This is a genomic window from Mycobacterium helveticum (assembly GCF_007714205.1).
GTDB lineage: Bacteria > Actinomycetota > Actinomycetes > Mycobacteriales > Mycobacteriaceae > Mycobacterium > Mycobacterium helveticum.
In genome coordinates this window covers 1-6,904 of record NZ_VMQU01000187.1, presented here as the reverse complement: position 1 = coordinate 6,904, position 6,904 = coordinate 1, and the positions used below count along the sequence as shown (strand labels likewise).

The following is a 6,904-nucleotide window of genomic DNA, read 5'->3' as shown; positions in this document are numbered from 1 at the left end:
CCCCCACCAGAGCCCAGGCCTCCCATGCCACCCCCACCGGGCATCGATCCAAGTCCCCCCGTCATCGACGTCAACCCCGGCGGGAAACCAACAGACTGAATCCCGCTGCCACCACCACCCGGCATCGGCATCTGCCCGGCACCCGGATAAGGGCTCCCCATCACCGCAGGAGTGGATCCTGGTCCCGTCGTCGCCGGCTCGCCGTCCTCGCCCTTCGCTGCACCACTGTGGCGCGGCGTGTGCCCATTACCTATTCCCTGCGGATTGCCAGTGCCGTTGGGGTTCGCGGGGTCGCCGTTGTCATCACCTAGTCCGGAGCCCTCTTTGCCTGTGGGTACGGCTATTCCGCCTCCGCCGCTATGGGGCAAGACGGGGTCTTGAGGTGCCGGACCGCCTAGGCGTGAGGTAAGAGCCGTGATATCGGTGCCTGCAGTGTGCTCGAAAACTCCGGCCTTGGCTGTAGCGGCTCCTACCGCGCTGGTCGTCAGGGCTCGGGCGTGCGTGTGCCAGCGCGCCGCGATCTCCTGCTGTTGTATCGCGTTCTTGGCCTGCGACAGTTCAGCATTGGCTTTCATCAAGACGTTCCGTTGGGCGGTTTGCGCGTCGCGGTAAACGCCAGCGACTCCGTTGAAATAATCTGCCGCCGCGTTGTATATCTCGACCATCCGGCCGTAGTCTGCGGCCAATTGGCGATTCTTTTCGTGCCCAGCTTCCCAACCGGGCGATTGTGCGGCCTCTTCGCGCATCGCATTGGCGGCTTTGAGCTGCTGCTGCAGCTCACCGACTTTCTCCGCCAACGCCGCGTAGTGCGCCGCTTGGGTCTCCAACGGCTCTGCTGCTGGCGGCACCATATCCGGGGTGATGATGATGTTCCCAGCGATACTGGTTGCGGGCACATCCGCCACGGCTCCCTCTTCCTCACACTACCGGCAAGCGGCGTTTACCTTGTCTTCTGCGGTGTTTGCACGACCGATCGCGGCGTTTCGCAAGCTGCCCTTGCGATGCGTGGTGGCGTTTTCCATGTCCGAGCTGGCCGCAAGGTAGTCGTCGATCCCTGAGCGGATCGTTGCCGGTGTATCGGCGGGCAGTTCACGGCGCAGGTATGCGCTTTCCACCAGGATTACCCGCGCCTCGTTGGCCAAGGCCTCTTGGGTGCCAGGGTCATTCCAGTCGGCTGGAGCGTGGGCCACCGCGTTCGTGGCCGCGTCCATTGCTGTCGCGGTAATCCCCCACACTTGGCATGCCTTTGTGCGTGCGGCTGCCACCTGGTCGGAACTCGGGGCAGGTGGTGACCACGGCGCAACCACCGTACTGACGGGAACTTTGGATGGCGTCATCCACGCTACTGCGGCAAGGACGGCGGCTCCGACCGCAACGACTAGCGCCGCCGCCGTGCCCCCCACCGCCCCGCGGCCGGGCCCCGCCGGTGGCGGAAGCTGACGTGGCGGGAAAGCGGGTGGGAGCGGTGTCCCCGCTTGGGGCGAGTGCAGGGTGGCGGTCATATGCTCACCACCGGTGTCAGGTCCTGAGCGTTCTGGTTGTCGGTCTGAAGGTCTGCGGTCAACGATTGATCGTTGCGTTGAGCCACCTTTCCACCGCGTGGCGCCAGCGCGGCACCGGCTCCCGCGACTTGCTGGTTCACACCTGCGCTTGCTGCCACGCTCGGCGCCCACATTGAAGCCGCGTGAGCCCCCCCGGCTGCCGTGGCCGCCGCGCCATGGGCCGCGTGCTCGGGCACGGTCGTAGCAAACTCGACCGTTGCCGAACCGGTCAGCATGTTCGCCGACTCCGCCGCAGCGGGAATGACCTGCAGAATGTCATCGGTTCGCATCACTCACACACCTTGTCGAGTCGATCTCCCGCACTTCTAAGCGCTAACACGAACGGCTGGGCATCGTGGTCGGACAGCTCGCGGGTATTGGCGTCGACCAACCGAATTACTGCGGTGACATATTCATTGGTCGCGTCTAGCACGTTCTTCGGGGTAGCCGGCGGAAGATGCTGTTGGATGTACTGCGTCTCCAGTATCACCACAAGCTGGAAGTTGCCCAGTGCAGGATGGTATTGAGGCGATTGCCGGTCTCGCGCAGCGTCGAAGAAGTTCTTTTGAGCAGCAATTATCGATTTGTCCGCCGTATCGCTGGCGTCGCAGGCTTCCTTCTTGGCCGCCGCCACTTGCTCCGGGCTGTAGCTCACCGGCGGTGGGGGTGGCGCCATCACCGTGGTGGTTGTCGCGGCCGGGTTTGATGCGGTCAACTTCATCGCACTCATCACCGTTGCGCTTAACGCCAGTAGCAGCGCGAGCGCCAGCATTACCCATACCGCCAGCCAGCCCGGCCCGCGTCTGCGGTACACCGGTGGCGGTGCAGGAGCTTGTGGGGGTGGCACGTAGCTGGGCGGTGGTGGCAACACCGCGGCACCGGTCGGCACACCGACCGTACTCGTGGAGGTGGGCGGGCCGCCGGTCGCAGCGGGGTAGCTCGGCTGCCCAACTGCCTGCGGATTCATGCAATCAGCGTACTGTCCTGCGGCGACATCGGGCTACCGTTGGACGCGAATCCAAGACGAAACCGGTGCTCAGGTGGCAGTCCAGATCTCACTTTCGGGATTGATGAACGCTTGCACAGCAGCGTCGAGCGCTTCCTGGTCTTGGCCGCCTCCCACGCTCGCTGTTTCCTCGGCCGCGGCGTTGACTGCCTCGTCGATCGTGGTGTTGATCAGCTCGGCCAAAGCCCCGTGTGAGTAGCGGGTGGTGCAGCCCTGCGCCAGCGACAGCGAGGTGAGTTGTCCTTGGGAGTTCACCGACAACACGACGTCGCCATCGCCGCCGATGGCTTCCAGGTCGATGCCATCCATCTCCTCGAGCAGCTTGGAAAGCATCGTCGACACCCGTTCCATGCGCGCTATGACACTGGCGGTTAAATTCTTATCCGCCTGGTAGCCGTCATACTCGTACACCGTCACGGGGCCTCACCATCGTCGTCGGACGCAATTTCATCCTGCAGGTCGGGCAGGGCCATCGACACCGAATCGAGCTGGGCCATCACTTCAGCGACCAGATTCTGATCGGACTGATAGCCGACGCACCCATTCACGCTCACTGGTCATCACCGCTGCCCGGGTCGCGGTCGACGCGTCGGCTGCGTGACCGAACGGTCACCGTGCGCTTCGGCCCGTCTTTGGGGTAGGCAGCGGCGTCAACGGTGGCCGTGTGCCGAATTGGGTCTCCCCGTTCGCCTTTGATCGGCTCGGAATTAGGGCGCGATGGCATCTCGATCGACTTGTCCGGGTCCTTTACCTTGCGCTTGGCCGCCCCGGCGCCAGCGCCCATGCCCCCCATCGGGGGCATGAACATTGGGGAGCCGCCCATACCGCTCTCAGCGGCGGCAGCGGTGGGACTCGGGGTGGCGCTGGCCCCCGCCAACGGGGGCGAGGTGGGGGAACTCATTCCGGAGATCGCTGAAGCCGCCGGCTTGAGATCTGCGCCGCCGCTGGCCGCCGGGGCGGTAGCGCCGTCGTCACCACCGCCTCCGCCGGCACCGCTGCCCAGGGAGTCTGCTGGCTCAATTTTGGCCGCGTCGTCCAGCCCGTTCTTGCCTGCCATTCCTTGTGCCAAACCTGCAACGCTCTGGGTGGCTTGCTGGGCCAATCCCTGCAGCTCTTGGCCTAATTTCTGCGGTATCTGGGTGGCCATCCCGACCCCGGCGCCCAGCAGGCCGGTCAACATCGGCGGCAAAGATGAGGCCATTCCCGGCATCGCACCCGTTCCCGCAGGCGCTAGCGGGTTAGCGGCGGGATCACCATCGCCTGCATTGAGACTCTCGTCGAGGCCGGCGGGGTCGGTGTCGGGGTCGACGTCGCCGGCGTGGGTGGTGCCCGGGTGATCGCGTGTCGGTTTTGGATCCGCTCCCTGCTGAGTTGGAGACGGCGGGGTGTCCCCTTGTCCGGCACCAGGTTCCACGATTGCTGGGGCTGGCGGTGGCCCCGGCGGAGCCTCCGGTATCGTCTCGCCGGTGTGGTAGCCAGCGGCCACAACCTGGGTGTGGTTCGTTAACTGGGTCAAATTCGTGTGTGCCTTAGACACCGCGGCCGCCGATCCCGGACTGGGATAAGAGCTGTTGAGTGCGATCGCGTTGTGGAGCTCGCGGTGACGGTTAGCGAACTCCGTGGTCGTCGGAGTCGCCTGCTTGGCTTGTGTAAATCTGTTCTTGTGGCTGCCGGCGAGCTTTCCAACGGTGTCGGCATGGCGGGCCATCTCCTGCGCCCAGTCCGCGTAACGATTCAACGCCGCCGAAATACGCGGTCCTGCTTCCCCTTTGAGATGTTCACTGACCGTGGCCGCCCCGCGGCGGGCCGATCGCGCGGCAGCGCTAAATCCTTCTGACAGTGCCGCACAGTCGGCCACAAACGCATCCCCGGCAGCGGGCTGACCGGCTTCCATGATCGCCGCCGTCGTTTCGGCTGGGCGGGGTCCCGGCGGGGCGATCGGCACATCAGGCGCAACAAGATTCACCGTCACCGCCGGGGTGAAGCCCGGCGTGGAGGGTGCAGGGTTACCTTGCAAGCTCACCACCGCTTGATTGGCCTGGTCCATCTGCCCATACGCGACTGCTGACTGGGTTATCGCCTTGGCGCCGGCCGCAAGGACCGTCGACCCGTCAGCAGCTCGCGATGCCATCACCGCCGCGTGCTCACTGAGGCGGGCAGCCACGCTCGTTGATGTCTCATCGGTGGCCAGCGGAGGGTGCACCGGCGACTGCGCGCCGAGCCTGGCAAGGCTGTTAGCGGCGGCGACCAGCCCCGCGACCGCACTCTGCAGTCCGGCAACATCGACCTGCAGCACTGCGGTCCTCCCTCCGTGTTCTAGCTGACGTTGCGACGAGTTCTCTCAGAAATCGATCAGGGCCTCATAGCTGGCAACCTGATCCTTGGTGGGCAACGCACTGGACACGGTCACGTGTTGAGCCTCCCACTCCTGACGCAGCGCCAACTGCGAGCGTAAATGAGCCAGCGTGTTCAATTTGATGATGCGGTTAGCCAGTTCGGCGTCGCTGAGCTGCATCGCCGCCGCCTGAAGCTCCACGCCTAACGAGTTGCCGCTGCGGCCCACCGCCACCACGATCGACTCATCGCGGCTTGCGACCTCGAACACCACGGTGTCGTAGTCGGTCGACGGCGCTTCAGACATGTTGCTAATCCGTGGAAATCGTCAAATTGGCACGGTTGTCAGCGTTCATCTCCGCCATGCGCGCCGCGGCGGCGCGAAGCTGCTGCGCCATGGCCCCGTGCCGCTCTTGTTGGTCGCGCAATGCGGTCTCGCGGTCGTTGACCGCGGCCACTGCAGCACGACGCGCCTCGTAAAACAGCGGTCCCCACGATTCGGCCGCAGCCACGGTGCGGGCATGGTCAGCACGGGCCTGCCCGCACGCCTCGGCGGCGCGTTCGTGGGCGATCGCCCATCGGATCAGGTCATCGGTGTTGACCTGCAAGGCCTGCTCATTCACGGTCATTACGGTACTCCCTCACGTTGCAGTAAAAGTTCGCTTAAGTGGTCGGCGGCGCCGGTGCGGGCGCCACGGCCGGTGCCGGGGCGACGGCCGCCGAAGTCACCGTTGTCGCTGTTGGGGCCGACACGCGTGTCCACCCCAAGAAATTCGGGCCAGTGTCGAGCTGGTCAATCGGCGTGACCTGGCCATTGAGCCAAACATGGTCTTTGTCTAGAGCCATGACCCGATGATCGGTGTATTGGCCCACATCGCCGAATTGCAGCCGCGAGGGTGCCATGGGTGAACTCACCGGCGAACCCAGCGGCGGCAACTGAAGATTGGCCCCTGCAAACGCGTCGTCGATGCTGTCACCGGAGAGCACCGCGCGTCCGGCCTGCGCGAGTGCGCCATTGGCCGCGGTTCGCACCGATTGGTCGGGCAGCTGGACCTGAGTCGACGGTGTTGGCGTCTGACCTGGCGCTGCCGGCGCTGACGGCGGCGGGGTGGATCCGCTGCCAGCGTTTTCTGTCCCCGCCTTGTCCCCTTTGTCTGCTTTGTCCCCTGGGTCGTGCAGTCCGGCCGGCTGGGTGCCATCTCGCGGTTTGTCGTCACCGGTGTGCGATCCGGACGGGTCTTTCAACGAATCGACGTGCTCATCAGAGGCCTGGTCCGGATCGTGGCCGCCATCGCGTAGCGCCCCACCGATCGCCGAACCCAAATCCCCCAGCCCGCCGCCACCGCCTCCGCCGAGCGAGGGAATCGCTGAACCGAGCGCACCTGGCAGCGAGCCAAGAGCGCCCATCGCAGGCCCGCCCATCATGCCCAACCGCGACATCAACGGATCTGAGGCCAGCCCGTCCAGTAGCGGGTCATTGCCACTGCCAGTGCCGTCACCGGTCCCGGCCGGAGAATCGGCACCACCACCCGGTGTAGTGCCGGTTGAGTCCGGGTTGCCGCTGCCAGTGCCGTCGCCGCTCGAACCCTTGGTGTGCGGGTCATCGCCGGGTTTCTTGTCTTGCAACGCCTGATAGCGCGCCGAGAGACCATCCAACACCCGCGCTTGTGAATCTGAGTCCAGCCCAGCGTTTTTCAGGACGTTGAGGATGTCGTCGGTTTTTCCCTGCAAGAACTCTGCCAGCTGCTGTTGGCCGGTCGCAGTATCCAGCGATGACCCCAGCTTGTTGACCTGGTCGATGATGTCTTGCTGCAAAGCTTGGAGCCGCTGACGACCATCAGCGCTAGAGCTCGACGCTTTAAGCAGAGCGTCGGCCAGTTTGTCGTCAGCGTCATTGAGCGCCGAATGATTTTTGGCCAGTGCCTCGTCGAGCCGTTTGGCTGCTTCTGCCCCTGCCCCGCTCAGTCCCGGTGGCGGTGGCGTGCCCGCCGGGGAGGTCGGCGCCGGCGACTCCGGCGGGGGC

9 protein-coding genes and 1 pseudogene are annotated in these 6,904 nt (G+C 65.1%); all 10 read right to left on the bottom strand.

Annotated features, from left to right (window positions below; all coding sequences use genetic code 11):
- A pseudogene (locus tag FPZ47_RS25670) lies at window positions 1-905 on the bottom strand (hypothetical protein); the annotation flags it as partial.
- Window positions 906-923: 18 nt separating this feature from the next.
- The gene (locus FPZ47_RS25665; RefSeq protein ID WP_007172141.1) at window positions 924-1,211 is read right to left on the bottom strand and encodes a hypothetical protein; all 288 of its coding nucleotides are present in this window, start codon (window positions 1,209-1,211) and stop codon (window positions 924-926) included.
- A gap of 287 nt (window positions 1,212-1,498) precedes the next feature.
- Window positions 1,499-1,831 (bottom strand): hypothetical protein, encoded by a 333-nt coding sequence (locus FPZ47_RS25660; RefSeq protein WP_033717256.1) that lies wholly within the window; start codon window positions 1,829-1,831, stop codon window positions 1,499-1,501.
- Window positions 1,831-2,313 (bottom strand): hypothetical protein, encoded by a 483-nt coding sequence (locus FPZ47_RS25655; RefSeq protein WP_007172139.1) that lies wholly within the window; start codon window positions 2,311-2,313, stop codon window positions 1,831-1,833. Before FPZ47_RS25655 ends, FPZ47_RS25660 begins: the two co-directional genes overlap by 1 nt.
- Window positions 2,314-2,577: 264 nt before the next feature.
- The gene (locus FPZ47_RS25650; protein ID WP_007172138.1) at window positions 2,578-2,964 is read right to left on the bottom strand and encodes a YbaB/EbfC family nucleoid-associated protein; all 387 of its coding nucleotides are present in this window, start codon (window positions 2,962-2,964) and stop codon (window positions 2,578-2,580) included.
- Window positions 2,961-3,101: a hypothetical protein gene (locus tag FPZ47_RS28655; protein WP_007172137.1), complete on the bottom strand. Its 141-nt coding sequence runs from the start codon at window positions 3,099-3,101 to the stop codon at window positions 2,961-2,963. Before FPZ47_RS28655 ends, FPZ47_RS25650 begins: the two co-directional genes overlap by 4 nt.
- The gene (locus FPZ47_RS25645; RefSeq protein ID WP_007172136.1) at window positions 3,098-4,843 is read right to left on the bottom strand and encodes a PPE domain-containing protein; all 1,746 of its coding nucleotides are present in this window, start codon (window positions 4,841-4,843) and stop codon (window positions 3,098-3,100) included. Before FPZ47_RS25645 ends, FPZ47_RS28655 begins: the two co-directional genes overlap by 4 nt.
- A 45-nt stretch (window positions 4,844-4,888) precedes the next feature.
- Window positions 4,889-5,188 (bottom strand): DUF2694 family protein, encoded by a 300-nt coding sequence (locus tag FPZ47_RS25640; protein WP_007172135.1) that lies wholly within the window; start codon window positions 5,186-5,188, stop codon window positions 4,889-4,891.
- A 4-nt stretch (window positions 5,189-5,192) separates the two neighbouring features.
- On the bottom strand, window positions 5,193-5,510 hold the full coding sequence (locus FPZ47_RS25635) for a type VII secretion target (protein WP_007172134.1): 318 nt from the start codon (window positions 5,508-5,510) through the stop codon (window positions 5,193-5,195).
- 34 nt (window positions 5,511-5,544) lie between these two features.
- Window positions 5,545-6,904 (bottom strand): DUF4226 domain-containing protein (locus FPZ47_RS25630; protein ID WP_145039688.1); only part of this gene is annotated, 1,360 nt, incomplete at its 5' end.